The 16,388-nt window shown below is 35.6% G+C and carries 18 protein-coding genes; 7 read left to right on the top strand and 11 right to left on the bottom strand.

Annotation, left to right across the window (positions count from 1 at the left end; all coding sequences use genetic code 11):
• Positions 1 to 105 precede the first annotated feature (105 nt).
• Positions 106 to 690 carry a nucleotide exchange factor GrpE gene (gene grpE / locus H3T80_RS09870; RefSeq protein ID WP_086363534.1) on the top strand — a complete coding sequence of 195 codons (585 nt, stop codon included), beginning with the start codon at positions 106 to 108 and terminating at the stop codon, positions 688 to 690.
• 47 nt (positions 691 to 737) lie between these two features.
• On the opposite strand, the gene def is transcribed toward grpE, so the two are convergent.
• A complete protein-coding gene (def, locus tag H3T80_RS09865; RefSeq protein WP_110448742.1) occupies positions 738 to 1,250 on the bottom strand; it encodes a peptide deformylase in 513 nt (170 codons plus the stop codon).
• 158 nt (positions 1,251 to 1,408) lie between these two features.
• Between def and dprA the strand changes: the two genes are divergently transcribed.
• Positions 1,409 to 2,509: a DNA-processing protein DprA gene (dprA, locus tag H3T80_RS09860; RefSeq protein ID WP_181414709.1), complete on the top strand. Its 1,101-nt coding sequence runs from the start codon at positions 1,409 to 1,411 to the stop codon at positions 2,507 to 2,509.
• A 98-nt stretch (positions 2,510 to 2,607) separates the two neighbouring features.
• On the opposite strand, the gene rraA is transcribed toward dprA, so the two are convergent.
• The 5 genes from rraA to H3T80_RS09835 all read right to left on the bottom strand — a co-directional run bounded on the left by rraA (position 2,608) and on the right by H3T80_RS09835 (position 7,459).
• Entirely contained in the window at positions 2,608 to 3,099 is a 492-nt protein-coding gene (gene rraA, locus H3T80_RS09855) for a ribonuclease E activity regulator RraA (protein WP_086358333.1), read from the bottom strand.
• A gap of 89 nt (positions 3,100 to 3,188) precedes the next feature.
• Positions 3,189 to 4,124: a 1,4-dihydroxy-2-naphthoate polyprenyltransferase gene (locus H3T80_RS09850; protein WP_232350174.1), complete on the bottom strand. Its 936-nt coding sequence runs from the start codon at positions 4,122 to 4,124 to the stop codon at positions 3,189 to 3,191.
• A 40-nt stretch (positions 4,125 to 4,164) separates the two neighbouring features.
• Complete coding sequence (locus H3T80_RS09845) at positions 4,165 to 5,352, bottom strand: ABC transporter permease (RefSeq protein ID WP_065652037.1); 1,188 nt, start codon at positions 5,350 to 5,352, stop codon at positions 4,165 to 4,167.
• Between the two features lie 14 nt (positions 5,353 to 5,366).
• Positions 5,367 to 6,506 carry an ABC transporter permease gene (locus H3T80_RS09840; protein WP_198201569.1) on the bottom strand — a complete coding sequence of 380 codons (1,140 nt, stop codon included), beginning with the start codon at positions 6,504 to 6,506 and terminating at the stop codon, positions 5,367 to 5,369.
• Positions 6,488 to 7,459, bottom strand: a complete 972-nt coding sequence (locus H3T80_RS09835) for an HlyD family secretion protein (RefSeq protein ID WP_065579101.1) — start codon at positions 7,457 to 7,459, stop codon at positions 6,488 to 6,490. The genes H3T80_RS09840 and H3T80_RS09835 overlap by 19 nt, the downstream gene beginning before the upstream one ends.
• Positions 7,460 to 7,794: 335 nt before the next feature.
• On the opposite strand from H3T80_RS09835, the gene H3T80_RS09830 reads away from it, so the two are divergent.
• Both H3T80_RS09830 and H3T80_RS09825 read left to right on the top strand, forming a co-directional pair.
• A complete protein-coding gene (locus H3T80_RS09830) occupies positions 7,795 to 9,084 on the top strand; it encodes an NAD(P)/FAD-dependent oxidoreductase (protein WP_198201568.1) in 1,290 nt (429 codons plus the stop codon).
• 96 nt (positions 9,085 to 9,180) lie between these two features.
• Positions 9,181 to 9,780, top strand: coding sequence for a YiiX family permuted papain-like enzyme (locus H3T80_RS09825; protein ID WP_370527384.1), 600 nt, complete (start codon positions 9,181 to 9,183; stop codon positions 9,778 to 9,780).
• On the opposite strand, the gene rnhB is transcribed toward H3T80_RS09825, so the two are convergent.
• Genes rnhB through fabZ form a run of 4 tightly spaced genes read right to left on the bottom strand, consistent with a single transcriptional unit; the run spans position 9,777 to position 12,781 of the window.
• On the bottom strand, positions 9,777 to 10,367 hold the full coding sequence (gene rnhB, locus H3T80_RS09820; protein ID WP_110448749.1) for a ribonuclease HII: 591 nt from the start codon (positions 10,365 to 10,367) through the stop codon (positions 9,777 to 9,779). The two genes, H3T80_RS09825 and rnhB, sit on opposite strands and share 4 nt — an antisense overlap.
• Entirely contained in the window at positions 10,361 to 11,515 is a 1,155-nt protein-coding gene (gene lpxB, locus H3T80_RS09815) for a lipid-A-disaccharide synthase (RefSeq protein WP_198201567.1), read from the bottom strand. The genes rnhB and lpxB overlap by 7 nt, the downstream gene beginning before the upstream one ends.
• The gene (gene lpxA / locus H3T80_RS09810; RefSeq protein ID WP_110448751.1) at positions 11,515 to 12,294 is read right to left on the bottom strand and encodes an acyl-ACP--UDP-N-acetylglucosamine O-acyltransferase; all 780 of its coding nucleotides are present in this window, start codon (positions 12,292 to 12,294) and stop codon (positions 11,515 to 11,517) included. The genes lpxB and lpxA overlap by 1 nt, the downstream gene beginning before the upstream one ends.
• Positions 12,295 to 12,334: 40 nt before the next feature.
• Positions 12,335 to 12,781: a 3-hydroxyacyl-ACP dehydratase FabZ gene (fabZ, locus tag H3T80_RS09805; RefSeq protein WP_110448752.1), complete on the bottom strand. Its 447-nt coding sequence runs from the start codon at positions 12,779 to 12,781 to the stop codon at positions 12,335 to 12,337.
• A 231-nt stretch (positions 12,782 to 13,012) separates the two neighbouring features.
• On the opposite strand from fabZ, the gene fkpA reads away from it, so the two are divergent.
• Genes fkpA through tusC form a run of 3 tightly spaced genes read left to right on the top strand, consistent with a single transcriptional unit; the run spans position 13,013 to position 14,661 of the window.
• Positions 13,013 to 13,903, top strand: a complete 891-nt coding sequence (fkpA, locus tag H3T80_RS09800; protein ID WP_198201566.1) for an FKBP-type peptidyl-prolyl cis-trans isomerase — start codon at positions 13,013 to 13,015, stop codon at positions 13,901 to 13,903.
• Positions 13,904 to 13,925: 22 nt separating this feature from the next.
• Positions 13,926 to 14,291 (top strand): sulfurtransferase complex subunit TusD, encoded by a 366-nt coding sequence (gene tusD / locus H3T80_RS09795; protein ID WP_198201565.1) that lies wholly within the window; start codon positions 13,926 to 13,928, stop codon positions 14,289 to 14,291.
• A 16-nt stretch (positions 14,292 to 14,307) separates the two neighbouring features.
• Positions 14,308 to 14,661 carry a sulfurtransferase complex subunit TusC gene (gene tusC / locus H3T80_RS09790; RefSeq protein WP_198201564.1) on the top strand — a complete coding sequence of 118 codons (354 nt, stop codon included), beginning with the start codon at positions 14,308 to 14,310 and terminating at the stop codon, positions 14,659 to 14,661.
• 171 nt (positions 14,662 to 14,832) lie between these two features.
• On the opposite strand, the gene nagE is transcribed toward tusC, so the two are convergent.
• Positions 14,833 to 16,338, bottom strand: coding sequence for an N-acetylglucosamine-specific PTS transporter subunit IIBC (gene nagE / locus H3T80_RS09785; protein ID WP_198201563.1), 1,506 nt, complete (start codon positions 16,336 to 16,338; stop codon positions 14,833 to 14,835).
• Positions 16,339 to 16,388: the final 50 nt, after the last annotated feature.

The following is a 16,388-nucleotide window of genomic DNA, read 5'->3' as shown; positions in this document are numbered from 1 at the left end:
CAATTAAAAAACACGATATCATCTTATCGTTAAACTTGTAATAATAAAATTTGTCCCCATAATAACTGTTATTCACTAAGTTTTCGACTAAATTTGGAGTACCGTATGACAGAACAAGAGAACAATATGTCAGAAAATGAAACAAACATTGAAACCCCAGCTGAGCAAAGTACTGAAGAGCAAACCCCATCACAACCAAGTGTTGAAGATCAGTTAAAGGCCAAAGATGCTCGCATTAGCGAACTTGAACAAGCACTGCAACTTGCTAAGAAAAACGAGAGTGAAGCAATGATTCGTGCTCGTGCTGAAATCGATAATGTACGCAAACGTGTTGAACAAGATGTTGATAAAGCACGTAAATTTGCTCTTGAAAAATTCTCAAATGAACTTTTACCGGTGATTGATAATCTTGAACGGGCATTAGAATCTACCGATAAAAATAATCCTGAACATAAAGCAACGGTAGAAGGATTAGAATTAACACTTAAATCATTTTTAGATACGGTCAAAAAATTTGGTATTGAAGTTATCAATACAGCTGATTCACAGCTAAATCCTGATCTGCATCAAGCAATTAGTATGGTTGAATCACCAGAACATCAATCAGGACAAATTGTTAATACTATTCAAAAAGGCTATACACTTAATGGCCGATTAATTCGACCAGCAATGGTAATTGTAGCTAAATAAAGTTAGGCTATATAGTAAAAAACCGCCAAAATAGCTGGCGGTTTTTTTTATCGATTTTTCTGCTCCTCACGAGTCAGTTTTCTCATCTTTTGTTCAATACGTTGTCGCTTTAATGGCGAGAGATAATCAACAAACAGTTTACCTTTTAAATGATCCATTTCATGCTGTATACAGATGGCTAACAATTCATCAGCATCGATTTCGTAAGGATTACCATTACGATCTAACGCTTTAATCTTGATTTTTTCCGATCTAGGCACAAATCCACGGCAGTCAGGTATCGATAAGCATCCTTCTTCAATGCCTGTTTCACCCTCTTGACTAATCACTTCTGGATTAATAATCACATAAAGTTGGCTTTTATCTTCTGACACGTCAATGACAATAATTTGCTCATGCACATCAACTTGCGTTGCGGCAAGCCCAATGCCATGTTCAGCGTACATGGTTTCAACCATATTATCGATAATTTCTTGTAGCTCAGGTGTAAAATTAGAGACAGGCTTAGCGACTGTGCGAAGTCGTTCGTCTGGGAAACGTAATACCGGTAAAATAGCCATAAATTCTTCGATCTACTCCTCAATTTGGTGTTTTCTCAATTTCGTATACATTGTAAACATTTATTATGCCCATGAATAGCCTTAGTTGGCTATTGGTAAAATATATCTAATCAATTCTAGATATGGTTCAAGCTAACGATGTATATAAAAGGACTGTAATGAGTAAATATGAATTTTTATTGCGAATTTCAATGCTTGGCCATAAAAGAATAAGATATTTTGAAAAAATAGGTCTATATTTTAGTGCTGGTCTACCTAATAAAATAAATAATGTACCACTATTATTGGAAAAGATAGGCGTTTGTAAAACTCTTCAAAGTCGTTTTTTTGCCATTTCCTATCTTCATTTTGAACCCATCCTTGATTGGTTAGCTACTGCTAACCCAGCTAAACATTTGATTGCTTATTGTGACTCAGATTATCCAACATTACTTAAACAAATCAGTTCACCACCGTTATTGCTATTTGTTATGGGTAATAAACAACTATTACACTCTCCACAAATTGCAATGGTGGGTAGTCGTGAATTTAGTGAATATGGCGCTCAGTGGGGGCGCTATTTTGCTAGCGAATTAGCCATTAATGGTTTAACTGTTACTAGTGGGCTCGCTCTCGGTTTAGATGCCATTTGTCATCGTGGTGCACTAGAAGTATCCGGCAATACCATTGCTGTATTAGGTAGCGGTTTAGCGGAAATTACACCACGCGCCAATCTAAGATTGGCAAATGATATTTTAGCTCAAAATGGAGCGCTCATTTCAGAATTTAGCCCATTTGAAAAAGCAAGAGCAGTATACTTTCCTCGTCGAAATCGAATTATTAGTGGATTGAGCTTAGGGACATTTGTGCTTGAAGCTTCTGAGCAAAGTGGTTCACTTATTACCGCACGTTATGCTCTTGAGCAGAATCGTGATGTTTTTGCTTTACCTGGTGATATTGATAATCCAAATAGCCATGGTAGCCATTATTTAATCCAACAAGGCGCTTATCTGGTTACTAAACCAACCGATATTTTAGAACATTATAGTGGCTTTTTATCATCACTTAATCGACAGAATAATCATGAAAACAAAGAGGGTAATACCGTTTTATATCCAGAAATTTTTGCTGTTATTCATCATCAGCCTATTGCTGTTGATACAATCGCTACGCTAGTTGATTTACCCATTCCTGAGTTAACCATTAAATTATTAGATATGGAAATAGCTGGCTTAATTATCACCGTCACTGGAGGCTATATTCGTAACCGCACGATATAAAGTTATCGAAAAAATTGAGGAACGGGGTTTTTCAACATAAAAAACCGCTGTAAAAATACTGCGGTTTATTTTAAAAATAATAACGAAGAAGAACCAAGTTATTTATCGTCTACTTCAAGTGCAATTTCAGATAAGATAATGCCAGTATTATCAGCATAAACAAAATCACCTGAGAAGAAAGTTACACCGCCAAAATTGACACGAATATCAACTTCGCCAACACCTTGATCTTCTGCACCAACAGGAATTGCAGCTAGTGCTTGAATACCAATTTCAGCATCAGCAAGATAATCTACTTGGCGCACTGCACCATAAACAATAATGCCTTCCCATTGGTTTTGTAGGGCAATATCAATTAATTCGGCATCTATCAATGCTCGACGCACCGAACCACCGCCATCAATAACCAATACTTTCCCAGCACCATTGGATTGTAACACTTCGTACAAAATGCCGTTATCTTCAAAACATTTAACGGTGACAACTTGGCCAGAAAATGAAGCCACACCACCAAAGTTACTAAATATCGGTTCGACAACGTTCACATCTTCTGGGTAGTAATCGCAAAGAATTGATGTATCAAATTCCATGGTCGAGTCTCCTTATACAGTAATATCTATTCGATTCTAGTATAACGCTAACATGAAGTAAAACGATATAAATTTGGAATAAACGTGAGCTAGCTCAAAATAATACCTAAACAATAAAGTAAATTAGTCAATAAAGCAAGTTTGACCATTTGTACTAATAGTGGCACAGCGTCTTTATTCGTATTAAATTTAAACACCATGTACATATGTTTAAGATACAACGGCAGTGTTAATAAAAAGATACCACTGCAATAAGTGTGTAACTGTTGATAAGCAAATAAACCAAAGAAACATAATGATACAATTAACAAAACTAACTGATAACAACAACCATAAGTTTTACCAATCAGCACAATCAAAGTCCGTTTATGATGTTGTTTATCACTTTCATAATCACGCAAATTATTAATATTCAGCACTCCCACTGCCAACAAACCACTAGCTATTGCAGGAAAAACTATTGATGCCGATAAAGTTTTAGTCTGTAAATAATAACTGCCCATCACACCAACTAAGCCAAAGAAGATTAACACCGATAGATCACCTAAGCCAATATAGCCATAAGGTTTTTTACCGACGGTATAAGTAATTGCTGCGATGATTGAAGATAAACCTAATAAGATAAAAATTAATAATTGATAAGCGTTATTACAGGCTAACCAAAGTAGAGTCAATCCAGAGCAAACACACAATATAATGGTGATCCAGATAGCTATTTTTAACTGATTAAGAGTGATTAGACCTAGCTGTAAACCACGTTGATGGCCGATTAAATTGTGTTTATCGCCACCTTTAACCGCATCACCATAATCGTTGGCTAAATTGGATAAAATTTGTAACAACGCTGCAGTAATCATTGCTAACAACATAATAATTAGATCAAAAGAATGTTGCCAATACGCAAGCGCATTGCCCAACAAAATAGCAGAAAACGATAAAGCTAATGTTTTCGGACGTAAACTAATAATCCATGGATAACATTTATTGGCCATATAACTGTTTTTTTTTGCGAAAAAATCAATCATTCATCATATCAGTAATTGATAGTATATTCATCCATTAGCACTAACTAATAGATGGTTTATTATCAATTTTTTTATTATTGGAATGCATAAATTTCTTTATTTTTCTGATGTATCCTCTGATTTTACCCTCTCGCAATGCTGCAATAAAAAAGCCTAACGAACCATAAATTGCACCAAGAAATAGAATCATAAAGATATTAAATAAATTATCTGACAAACCTAATCCCATCTGATTTACGCCAGCAATCATATTGGTTGCCCAAGTTGATGGTAACATCCGTGATACCGTTTGTACCCATAACGGCATGGCATCAAGTGGCCATATGGTACCGGATAGATAAAATACCGGTGTTGTCAAAAAAGCTAAAGTTAAGTAAATCATCTCGGTTCGATGTAAACATTCAGTCAGTAATTTACTTAAGCCTAATACACCTAATAATAGCGGAAATGTCATCACCAAAATCGCTGGTATGCTAGCTAATTGCCGATAACCAAGCACCCATGGCCATAATCCAAACAGAACTAAAGACAAAAATAACCATATCGGAATAAGACCACACAAGCTACCAAATATGACAATTTTTGGCGGTTTTCCTTGTGGCAGTGAATGCAAAGTTAGATTAGTTCGTGTTGAAGCTATTAAAAAGGTATGTTGCAATAACATAACTAACAAACCAGGAAACGTTATCGCCGCAAAACTGATACCAGCATTATAAAGCGGCATAGTTTGCCCTTTAATTGGTGATAAGATGATATTAATCTGTGGATCAGAAAAACCACTATTCCGCATCACACGGGTATTATATTCGGTCAATATTTGTTGATATATTCCTCTAATATCCACCTGTATCAGACCATTTGCTAAACGGCTAGAGGCATCACCATAAGCTGGGATTGTCACATCCTCACCATTCAATAGTCGCTTTTCAAAATCCCGTGGAATGGTGAACACCGCAAATAACTTACGGCTGTTAATATCATCGTAGGCTTGCAATGAATTTTCATAAGTAAGCACATCAATTTTGGAACTGGTATTTAAAGAACGAATCAGACTTCGACTGGTGGTAGTATGATCTTGATCAACAATCGCAACCGGCAAATTGGTGATGGTACCATTCACATATACTAAACTCATTAACGAGACAGACACCAACAGCAACAGCCACATTGGTCGCATTAGCATATAAAAAAACATCTTTACTGCTGAAGATAAAAATAGCTTAAGCATGCCAATATAGCCTCTTACTGTGAATGTAAACGTTTGACTAAACGTTTTCTTACTAATACTGTAATAATTATTGGATAGATCATTAAAATAGCACAGGTTTTCAATACCGATATATAACTAGAATGCCGTAAAAATAGATCGAATAATTTATTTAGCGCATAGGTTAAAGGTTCAAGTGACGAGATAAATCTCGCTATCCACGGCATCGACAATTCTGGCACAACCACCCCCGAATAAGTTAATGCCAATCCAACTAACACCCCAATATAGGTATAGGCATCTAATACATTTTTGGTAAACGTATAAAGTAAAATACCGATACTTTGTGCTGCAATCACATAAAAAAACACCACTAGCATCATAGCGAATGGAGAACCTGATACCCTAGCATCAGAAAATAACACCAGCATGGCTATTTCAAACATTAATAACATAGTATACCAAATGGTATAAGGTGCTAATTTACCCAAAACAAACGGATAATTAGGCCGAGTTCGCTTAGGCAAGCGAGATAAAATATAAATAGTTGTTGTTACAACAAATAATTGTAATAAATGTACAACTGCAGAAAACTGCTGAAAGTACATTGAGTTACCACTGGCATTAAATAGCCCATCATAATTGAAATTAACTTGTGCAAGTTTCGGTACCGGCAAACCAATACTTGTTGCCATTGTGGTACGATATTGAGTGTTTAATGAGGCTATTAAACCTGAATAATCCATTATAGAATAGAGGCCAGCACTATAGTATAAAGCATTATAATAGAGCATCGGTGTTGGTTGACGACCCGCTAACACATCAGCTTCAAAATTAGGTGGAATATACAAAATAGCGTAGATTTTTGCTTTTTCTAAATCGCGTTCTGCGCTCTCAAGCTGATTATCATAATTGAATAAATTTGCATGCGCACCCGCATTAAGATCGCGAACAATTTCACGAGATAAAGTACTTTTATCTTGATCGACATAGCCTACTGGCAGATCAAATAACACACCTCGGTAAAAGATACTACTGATGATCACAAAGATAATCAGCGGTAAAATCCACATTAACCAGTGGAAAGTAAAGCGCTTAAATATATCTGGGATTTCATCGTTAAATGCGTCTTTAAAGCGATGCCAGAAGTCTAAAATTAGTCGTCGATTTTCCATAATGTACTCATACCTGCACGTAAGCCTTCTACAGGTTTAGTTGGATAAAGTCTAATTTCAAACGTTTTTAAATCAAAATCACCAGTCGCTCGCGTTGCCCGTTTAGTCGCATAATCTCCCATTGGTGCAATAAAACGAATTTCAGCTTCAATTTCTTTATTACCAAGCGCAGGAACTTCCAGCTTAACATGATCACCTTTGTGAATATTAGGCATAATATTTTCACGCAGATTAAACACAAAATAAGCTTGCGGTAAGCGAATAACCGTTAATAGTGGACTATTAGGATTAAATAGCTCGCCAACTTCAGCAGGAATTGAACCTACCTCCCCATCTACTGGCGCTTTAACTTGCAAATCATCATATTGGATCTGTAGTTGTTTAAGCTGCTCTTCAGCCTCTTTTAATTTAGCATTATAGATTTCACGTTGTTCAACCCGATCGCCATTTTTGGCTTGATCTAAATTAGCTTGAGCTGACAACACTTGTTGATAAGCCGCATCGCGAGTTTTTAGCGCACTATCTAATATTGATTGCGAGACAAAGCCTTTGGCCGAAATCGCTTTGTTACGATTGTATTCTTTAGAAGCATTATCGTAAGCAACTTTAGCTTGTTCAAGTAATGCTTCATAATAACGAATACTCTCTTCACGAGTACCATTTTGAGAAAGTTGCACTTGTGCTTGCGCTTGCTCTCTAGCTGCTTCAGCGGCTTTAACTTGCGCTAACAATTCAGGACTATCGAGTGTAATTAAGATGTCATTTTGCTTAACATCATCACCTCGATTGACATGAATAGTCTGCACTCGCCCCTTTGCTTTTGAGGAAATGCTAACATTAGGTGCATCCACTTCACCTTGCAAAATTAGCTGGCTACTATGAGCACGAATTAAAATCGTCATTGAAATTAAAATAACAATCAATGCAACTACAATAAAAATTTTTTTATTCATATATTTTTTAGATTAATAAGTATCAGATAAGACCTAAACAACTAGGATAATTGTATGTAATAAAGAATTAGCATACTTCAATTACAAATATTATATCATGGGATATCGTGCTGAATTTAAACAATCAAAGCTATATTTTATGCTCAAATAACAATTAGAAGGAATTATTTACAACTATATTACAGATTATTCTATTTTAGACTTAGATAAATTTCAATAATTGTAAACCATCATTTTAATAGATTTTATTTATAAATGTTATCAGTCAAAAGAAATAGATAAAAACCTACTTATTTAGTATGATATTTTTTAATTGAAATAATAAGGCTTAAAATATGCAAAAAATAATTATTATTGGCGGTGGTGCTGGCGGTTTAGAGCTTGCTACCGACCTAGGCGATAAATTAGGCAAAACGGATAAAGCTCAAATTACCTTAATTGATAAAAACAGTTATCATCTATGGAAACCACTATTACATGAAGTAGCAACTGGTGTACTTGATGAGCAAGTTGATAATATTTATTATGCATCGCAAGGACAACAGCATAATTTCGAATTTACTCAAGGTACCTTCACCAACCTTGATCGCAACCAAAAGCAAATTAGCATTATCAATCATAACGATGAAACTGTTCTTGTTGATTATGATATTTTAGTTATTGCTATTGGTAGCACTTCTAATGACTTTGGTACCCCTGGTGTGAAAGAACATTGTATCTTCTTAGATGACCAAAATGCCGCTATTCGCCTACGTGAAACCTTAATTAATAAACTTACTGGTTTTTGTTCGATCATTGATGACGATCAAACCACAAAAGAAGATAAAATTCATATTGCTATCGTTGGAGGTGGTGCGACTGGAGTTGAATTAGCCTCTGAACTACCTCATATGGTGGAAACATTTGGTGCTTGCGGTCGTAATAAAATGTGTTCCGATCTATTAGATGTTTCAGTCATTGAAGCAACCGATCGTATTTTACCGGCTTTACCAGAAAAAACCGCAGCTAGTATTACTAAAACACTTAAAAAACAAGGGATTCATGTATTAACCAATACTATGATTACTAAAGCGGAAAGCGATGGATTTTATCCGAAAGAAGGTGAAACCATTAAAGCCGATATGATGATTTGGACTGCTGGCGTTAAAGCGCCTGATTATTTAAAAGAGATCGCAGGTCTAGAATCAAGCCGATCAAATCAATTAGTGGTAAAACCAACATTACAAACATCTCGTGATGACAGTATTTTTGTTATTGGTGATTGCGCATACGCAATGCAAGACAATGGTCATGCTTCACCACCTACCGCTCAAGCAGCTCATCAAATGGCAAAAGTTTGCTATGAAAATATCGTTAGATTATTAAACAACCAATCATTAAAAACATTTAAATATACTGATAAAGGTACTGTGATTTCATTACATGATACCGCTGAAGGTGTAGTCAAATTAATTGGTAATAGTGAAATGGGAGTGAGAGGATTTTTCGCTTTAATGATCCACAAACTACTCTATCGTATGCATCAAGCAAGCTTACTTGGTATTTTTAAAACTATTCGTTTTGCCAGTGCTAGCAAATTTATGTATAAAACCAAATCAACTTCGATTTTTAGTAATCGTGATTAATTGCTAAAAAATATTTAACAGCTACTGAAAAATTTTGTTAAGTAGCTGTTTTCGCTTATACTATTATTTTAATTACAACTATATAGATAATAGATGATGCGTTTTATTTTCATTTTTAGTTTACTTTTCGCTAGTTACACAGCTATAGCAAATTATCAGCCACACGATGGCGATATTATTTTCCAATCTTCTCAATCAAACCAAAGTAAAGCCATTGAGCAAGCAACAAATTCACCTTATAGTCATGTAGGAATAATTTTTATTAAAAATGGCAAACCTTATGTTTTTGAAGCCGCAAGTAAAGTTATTTATACCCCGTTAGATAAATGGATAAATCGTGGCAAAAATAAAACATATGTGATTAAACGATTAAAAAATCATCCATTATCTCAGCAAGAAATTACCAGTTTAAAACAAGTCGCCCATAAATTTGAAAATAAACCTTACGATATTTGGTTTGGTTGGGATGACAAATATATTTATTGTTCAGAATTAGTGTGGAAAATTTATAATCGAGCGCTTAAATTAAAAATTGGTCAATTACAAACAATTAAAGATTTTAATTTATCATCGCCGGCGGTTAAACAAAAACTAAAAGAACGTTATGGTAATAACATTCCATATCAAGAAACAGTGATATCACCGGTTGCGATATTTAATTCACCACTACTTAGCACAGTTGATAAGCGCGATTAAATTAGTAATAATCTTTTTATTGGTGCAAAGCTTTTACGATATAGATGATTCACGCCATGTTGTTCAATGGCGTTTAAATGATCTTTGGTTGGATAGCCTTTATGTTTGGCTAAACCATATTGAGGGTATAACTTATCAAGCTCAACCATTTCACGATCACGCGTCACTTTGGCTAAAATCGATGCAGCACTAATTTCAGCCACTAACAGATCGCCTTTAACCACTGCTTGGGTTCGAATACCAAAATTAGGGCAACGATTACCATCAACTAATACATAATTTGGTTTAATGTTTAAGCCTGACACCGCTCGTTGCATCGCCAGCATAGTAGCATGTAGGATATTGAGTTCATCAATCTCATCTACAGATGCCCTAGCCACACACCATGCTAATGCATTTTTTTTAATAACATCGAAGAGCGCTTCACGTTTTTTTTCTGACAATTTTTTCGAATCAGTTAATCCAACAATGGGGTTATTTGGATCTAAAATAACAGCAGCAGTAACAACATCACCACAAAGTGGACCACGACCGACTTCATCAACACCAGCAATTAACGTTGCATCTGGATAAGTAAATTTTAACAATTAGAGGGATCCTTTAATACATCTAACACCGCTTGCGCAGCTTGTTCATCAGCATTACAACGAATTTGTTTATGCAAAGCCAAAAATGTTGCTTTTAATTCGCTATTATCACTTTTTAACAAGGGAACAATATGGTTAGCAATATTTTCTGGCGTACAATCATGCTGTAGTAATTCCGGAACAATTTCCTTGCCAGCAAGAATATTCGGTAATGAAACATAAGGTGTTTTAATTAGTTTTTTCGCCAACCAAAAGGTGAAAGCCTTCATTTTATAGCCAACAACCATTGGGCATTTAGCCAGCATACACTCAAGTGCCACTGTTCCCGAAGCTAAAATTGAAGCATTACTGGCAATCATCGCTTCCCGAGCATGACCATCTAATAATTGCAGATTAAGTTTTGGTGCAATCTCTGCCTTTATTTGTTCAAATTCCGCTCTTCTTTTACCATTTACTAACGGAACTACAATATGCAGATCAGGAAATTTATCACGTAACAATTGCGCTGCTTTTAAAAAAGGTTCAGATAATAACGTTACTTCGGCATGACGACTACCGGGCAATAAGGCTAAGCATTGGCAATCAACAGGAATACCTAACTGTTGACGCATAGCTGTTTGATCGGGTTCGAGAGGAATATCATCAGCCATTTTATGACCAATAAATCGACAAGGTACATCAAATTTATCATAAAAGGCTTTTTCAAAAGGAAGAAAAGCTAAAATCAAATTAGTATTGCGTTTAATCTTAAATACTCGTTTTTGCTTCCAAGCCCAAACAGAAGGACTGACATAATGAATCGTTTTAATACCAGCTTGTTTAAGTTTACCTTCTAAAGAGAGATTAAAATCCGGCGCATCAATACCAATAAAAACATCGGGTTTGAGATCAATTAAACGTTTAGTAATATCACGACGAATAGCTAAAATACGCCGTAGCCGACCTAATACCTCGACAATCCCCATCACTGATAGCTCTTCCATTTCATACCAAGCTTGGCAACCTTCAGCTTGCATTCGTGGACCAGCAATACCGACAAATTTAATATTAGGATGATGTTTTTTAAGAGTACGAATTAAACCAGCACCGAGAATATCGCCAGATGTTTCACCGGCGACCAGAGCAATTGTTAACTGCTTATCTGTCATTAACGGATAATGCCTCGGGTTGAACGATCAAAAAAGTCAATAAACAGCTGCACTTCTGGGTGCTGTTTAGCAAGCGTTGCAATTTCAACTTTAGCATCGTCAAGCGTTAACCCATTTCGATATAGAATTTTGTATGTGTTACGGATGGCTTGTAGTGCTTCTTTACTAAAGCCTCGACGTTTCAAGCCTTCATAATTGACGCCATGTGGTGTTGCGTGATTTCCTTGAGCAATAACATAAGGAGGTACATCTTGAGCAACGCCAGAACAACCGCCAACCATAACGTGAGAACCGATTACACAAAATTGGTGTACTGCTGTCATACCGCCAATAATCACATGATTATCTAACTGAACATGACCACCAAGTGTGGCATTATTAGCTAAAATACAACGATCACCAATAATACAGTCATGCGCAACATGGGCATTAATCATCAATAAATTATCACTGCCTATACGGGTTAATTCACCTCCTTGAACGGTACCACGATGAATCGTCACACTTTCACGAATCATATTGCGATCACCTATTTCGGTGCGAGTTGGTTCACCACGATATTTCAGATCTTGGTTAACTTCACCAATTGAAGCAAATTGATAGATTTGATTATTTTGACCAATTTTGGTGTGTCCGTTAACCACTACATGTGATTTTAAAAAGGTACCATCACCTATTTCAACATTTTCACCAATATAACAAAAAGGCCCGATTTTGACATTATCACCAATCTTTGCCCCCTTTTCTACTACTGAACTTGGGTGTATTTCCGTTGCCATAGCAATTCCTTAATACGTTTGGGATATTTCAAAATCAAAATTATTTACGAGCACACATCATCTCTGCTTCGCAAACTAATTTGCCATCGACGGTTGCAACACCATGGAACAATGCAATGCCTCGACGCTCTTTAATATATTCAACATCAAGCATAATTTGATCACCTGGTACCACCGGTCGTTTAAAGCGAGCTTTATCAATTGAAGCAAAATAATAAAGTTGACCTGGTGACAATTCTTCAATACTTTTAAACGCTAAAATTCCAGTTGCTTGTGCCATCGCTTCTAAAATCAATACGCCAGGAAAAATAGGTTTATTCGGGAAGTGACCTTGGAAGAATGGTTCATTTACAGTTACATTTTTAATGGCTTTTAATGTTTTACCTTTCTCATAACTAATTACGCGATCAACCATCAAAAACGGATAACGGTGTGGAAGTAAACTGATAATTTCTTCAATATCAAGGGTATTAAGTTCGGTAGTCAAAATAGCTATCCTTATACATTATTTTCTATAAATTTTTTCTATTATAACTGAGGATACCACTTTCACTCAAGGAGTGATTTAAACTGCAGATTTTAAAATTTGTGCTGACTAAAAAATCAAATAAATGCAATAAATTATCTAAATGATATGTAAATACTATTTTATACTATATTAGATCATATATAATAAGTTTAATATTTAGCTAAAAAGATGTTTAACCTGGAGAGTAGAATGAAATCATTTATAAAAATGACATTAGTAAGTAGTGCTATCGTATTAGCATTAGCTGGCTGTGATGACAAAAAGACCACCGAAGAAAACAAAGCACCAGCAACAACCACTGCAACGGCAAATAGTGCTGAAAATACCAATGCGACAGAAAGCAAAACTGAAGCAGCTACTGCACAAAACTCAGCAGATAAAGCGACAATTTCAACTGATGCGCAAAAAGAAGCCTATGCATTAGGTTCTTCATTTGCTAATTATATGAAATCAAATTTAGAACAAAATGAAGTAACTGCCGATCAAGAATACCTAATCAGTGGTTTTAATGAAACCATGCGTGGCGCCTCACAACTTAGCCAAGATGAAGTTAAAAATGTGTTAGATGCATTTGGTAAACGAATTCAAGAAGAAAGCCAAGCCCGTTTTGAAAAACAAAAAACCGAAAATACCGCTGCTGGTGAAAAATACCGCGAGGATTTTGCTAAGCAAGAAGGTGTAATTAAAACTAAATCTGGTTTAATGTATAAAGTCATTAATGAAGGAACTGGTCGTCATCCGACAGCAGAAGATACTGTTATTGTCCATTATGTTGGTACATTAACAGATGGTCGTACATTTGACAGTTCTTATGATCATAATGAACCAGCAACTTTCCCACTTAATGGGGTAATTAAAGGTTGGACAGAAGGCATCCAATTAATCGGTGTCGGTGGTAAAATTAAACTAGTTGTGCCACCTGAATTAGCATATGGTGACCAAAGTTTCCCTGCTCAAGGTGATAAAGCGAGAATTACACCAGCATCAACTTTAGTTTTTGACGTTGAGCTACTTGGTATTGATAACGATAAGGAAGAAATTCCAGCATCAGCTCCTACTAAAGCAGATCAAGCTAAATAATAACTATCAGCAAACTAATTCGATGAAACCATTAGATTATACACTGGTTATTATGGGTCCCGCTTATGGGACCCAATCTGCTTATTGTGCCTTTCAATTTGCTCAAACATTACTTTCAAGTAGCAACCATTCGATTGCTAACATATTTTTCTATGCTGATGGCGTTTATAATGCTAACTGTTATAGTGATCCAGCCAATGATGAATTTGATTTAGTCAAAGCTTGGCAGAGCTTAGCAAAACAATATTCGTTAAAACTAACTGTTTGTGTAGCTGCCGCGCAAAGACGTGGTATCGGTGTAAATAATCTTGCCGAACATTTTGAATTAACCGGCCTTGGCGAGTTAAGTGAAGCTGTAGCAAGTTCAGATCGAGTTCTACAATTTTAAATAATAGGCAGATAACATGAAAAAAGTAGCAATCATTATTAGCTCAGCACCACATGGCTGTGCCAAAGGCCGAGAAGCATTAGATACCGCTTTAGCCCTTTCAACATTCAATCATATATCTGTCTTTTTTATCGGCGATGGTGTATTTCATCTATTAGCTAATCAACATCCAGAGTTGATATTGATGCGTGATTACATTGCTACTTTCAATATGTTGGAACTTTATGACATTGAAGATGTTTATGTCTGTAAAGCATCATTAGATGAACGAAACTTAAACCAAACTCCTCTCAATATTGCAAACCAATTAATTGATGATAAACAGTTAACTCAACTATTAGCCAATCAAGACGCTGTTTTACGCTTCTAAAACCTGCTAAAAACCCCTCTCCTCAAAATTCTTATATAATCTTATCGATAATTTAGTGACCAGAAAATAGATTAATCACTTTTAAAACGATATAAAAATCCCCATGACTTTTATCATTACTGATTAAGTCACGGGGATAATTTTACTAAAAATTGCTAGATAAAATTTCGATTAAACGAGTTTTTTCATTTGATCTGCAATCTTTTCAGCTTGTTGACCAACCACGATTTGCACACCTGTTTTACCTAATTTTATGACAGCCATTGCACCTAGCGCTTTAGCTGCTTGTTCATCAATTAGATCGGTATCATGAACATTCAAACGTAAACGAGTAATACATGAATCAATATTAGTTAAGTTATCTTTACCACCAATAACTACTAAATATTGTTCAGCAAGTTTAGATAAATCACCACCAGCTGGTGCATTTTCTTGTGCTAATGTTTCTTCAGTAACTACCGTTGCATTAGCAATTTCATCTTCACGACCTGGTGTTTTAAGATTGAATTTCACAATTACAAAGCGGAATACGATATAGTAAACAAAGAAGAATACGATACCTTGTAGAATTAACATATACCAATGTACTGCTAATGGATTACGAGATTGTAACAACATATCGATTAGACCTGCACTGAATGCAAATCCAGATATCCATTGCATTGTTGCAGCAATAAATAGTGAGATACCCGTTAAAACAGCATGAATTACATATAACACAGGCGCAACAAACATAAACGCAAACTCTAATGGTTCAGTAATACCAGTAAAGAAGGCCGCAAAAGACGCCGCTAACATGATTGAAGCTGTTTTATCTTTATTACCTTTTTTAGCAGTATGATAAATTGCCAATGCCGCACCAGGTAAACCAAACATCATAATAGGGAAGAAACCTGCTTGATAACGACCAGTTATACCTGCAATCGCTTTACCAGAATCAATAGAACCTTGTCCGCCTAAGAAGTTAGGAATATCATTAACACCAGCAACGTCAAACCAAAATACTGAGTTTAAAGCGTGGTGTAGACCAACAGGAATTAATAACCGGTTAAAGAAACCATAAATACCTGCACCTATTGAACCTAAATTTTTAATCCATTCACCAAAAGAAACTAATGCGCTAAATACCATAGGCCAAATAAAATATAGCACTACTGAAACAAGTAACATAACAATAGAAACAATGATAGGAACTAGACGTTTACCACTGAAAAAAGCTAAGGTTTTATGTAGTTCAACAGAACTAAAGCGGTTATATAGTTCAGCAGAAATAATTCCAACTAAAATACCGATAAATTGGTTATTTATCTTACTAAAAGCTGGTGATATTTGTGCATTCCAACCGTCCACACTGGTATCAACCCCTTCAAATAGAGCAATAGTATTTGGTGATAATAGTGTAGTAATGATTAAAAAGCCTACCAATCCAGATAATGCTGCTGCACCATCTTTATCTTTAGACATACCATACGCAACACCAATTGCGAAAAGGATTGGCATATTATCGATGATAGCACCGCCGGATTTAATCAAAAATGCCGCAGCAATATTGTTGGTTCCCCAACCATTTGGATCAATCCAATAACCAATACCTAAAAGTATTGCAGCAGCAGGTAATACTGCCACAGGCACCATTAGCGAGCGCCCAATTCGTTGTAAATAAGCTAAAATTCCCATAGTTTTGCCTCATATTATCATTCGGGAGTTACTTAAAAATAATAAAATCT

The sequence above is a fragment of the Gilliamella sp. W8145 genome, from assembly GCF_016101145.1.
Taxonomy (GTDB): domain Bacteria; phylum Pseudomonadota; class Gammaproteobacteria; order Enterobacterales; family Orbaceae; genus Gilliamella; species Gilliamella apis_A.
The sequence above is the reverse complement of the archived record's forward strand: the minus strand, read 5'-3'. Positions and strand labels throughout refer to the sequence as shown.

Excerpts from the sequence above, each read along its gene's own strand:
- grpE (WP_086363534.1), top strand. The coding sequence starts at position 106 with ATGACAGAACAAGAGAACAATATGTCAGAAAATGAAACAAACATTGAA.
- def (WP_110448742.1), bottom strand. The coding sequence starts at position 1,250 with ATGGCTATTTTACCGGTATTACGTTTCCCAGACGAACGACTTCGCACA.
- dprA (WP_181414709.1), top strand. The coding sequence starts at position 1,409 with ATGAGTAAATATGAATTTTTATTGCGAATTTCAATGCTTGGCCATAAA.
- rraA (WP_086358333.1), bottom strand. The coding sequence starts at position 3,099 with ATGGAATTTGATACATCAATTCTTTGCGATTACTACCCAGAAGATGTG.
- H3T80_RS09850 (WP_232350174.1), bottom strand. The coding sequence starts at position 4,124 with ATGATTGATTTTTTCGCAAAAAAAAACAGTTATATGGCCAATAAATGT.
- H3T80_RS09845 (WP_065652037.1), bottom strand. The coding sequence starts at position 5,352 with ATGCTTAAGCTATTTTTATCTTCAGCAGTAAAGATGTTTTTTTATATG.
- H3T80_RS09840 (WP_198201569.1), bottom strand. The coding sequence starts at position 6,506 with ATGGAAAATCGACGACTAATTTTAGACTTCTGGCATCGCTTTAAAGAC.
- H3T80_RS09835 (WP_065579101.1), bottom strand. The coding sequence starts at position 7,459 with ATGAATAAAAAAATTTTTATTGTAGTTGCATTGATTGTTATTTTAATT.
- H3T80_RS09830 (WP_198201568.1), top strand. The coding sequence starts at position 7,795 with ATGCAAAAAATAATTATTATTGGCGGTGGTGCTGGCGGTTTAGAGCTT.
- H3T80_RS09825 (WP_370527384.1), top strand. The coding sequence starts at position 9,181 with ATGCGTTTTATTTTCATTTTTAGTTTACTTTTCGCTAGTTACACAGCT.
- lpxB (WP_198201567.1), bottom strand. The coding sequence starts at position 11,515 with ATGACAGATAAGCAGTTAACAATTGCTCTGGTCGCCGGTGAAACATCT.
- lpxA (WP_110448751.1), bottom strand. The coding sequence starts at position 12,294 with ATGGCAACGGAAATACACCCAAGTTCAGTAGTAGAAAAGGGGGCAAAG.
- fkpA (WP_198201566.1), top strand. The coding sequence starts at position 13,013 with ATGAAATCATTTATAAAAATGACATTAGTAAGTAGTGCTATCGTATTA.
- tusD (WP_198201565.1), top strand. The coding sequence starts at position 13,926 with ATGAAACCATTAGATTATACACTGGTTATTATGGGTCCCGCTTATGGG.
- tusC (WP_198201564.1), top strand. The coding sequence starts at position 14,308 with ATGAAAAAAGTAGCAATCATTATTAGCTCAGCACCACATGGCTGTGCC.
- nagE (WP_198201563.1), bottom strand. The coding sequence starts at position 16,338 with ATGGGAATTTTAGCTTATTTACAACGAATTGGGCGCTCGCTAATGGTG.